At 47.0% G+C, this 696-nt stretch carries 1 rRNA gene; it reads left to right on the top strand.

Annotated elements, in window-relative coordinates:
* Positions 1 to 156: 156 nt before the first annotated feature.
* A 23S ribosomal RNA gene (locus WMO20_RS14425) occupies positions 157 to 696 on the top strand; the annotation flags it as partial.

The following is a 696-nucleotide window of genomic DNA, read 5'->3' on the forward strand; positions in this document are numbered from 1 at the left end:
AAGACGTACCTTGAAAACTGAATAATAACTGCGAAACAAAGATTATAGTAAGTTCTTTTTAAGAAATATTACAATTTCAAAAGGAAGGGTAACAATAATCTTCGTTGGCAAGAGAGAATCAAGAGGATACCAAATGTTCCAAAAGAACGTTTGAAAGGTCAAGCGAACAAGGGCGCAGGGCGAATGCCTTGGCACTGGGAGCCGATGAAAGACGTGATAAGCTGCGATAAGCTTCGGGGAGCTGCAAATAAGCATTGATCCGGAGATTTCTGAATGAGGAAACTCACCTGGGTTCATACTCAGGTACGTTATACTGAACTTAAAAATAGGTATATCGAGGGAACCGCCTGAACTGAAACATCTAAGTAGGGCGAGGAAGAGACATCAAACGAGATTCCGTAAGTAGTGGCGAGCGAACGCGGAAGAGGGCAAACCGGGAGTAGAAATACTTCCGGGGTACGGACTGCTTTTAGGACTTAATCTGTTAACCGAACGGCATGGGAAGGCCGGTCAGAGAGTGTGAGAACCACGTAGGTGAAAACGGAGAGAGCTGCGCAGGATCCAGAGTACGGCCAGACACGTGAAACCTGGTCGGAATACGGGGGGACCACCCTCCAACCCTAAATACTACCCAGTGACCGATAGCGTATAGTACTGTGAAGGAAAGGTGAAAAGCACCCCGGGAGGGGAGTGAAA

The sequence above is a fragment of the Faecalibacterium intestinale genome (assembly GCF_040096575.1).
GTDB lineage: Bacteria > Bacillota > Clostridia > Oscillospirales > Ruminococcaceae > Faecalibacterium > Faecalibacterium intestinale.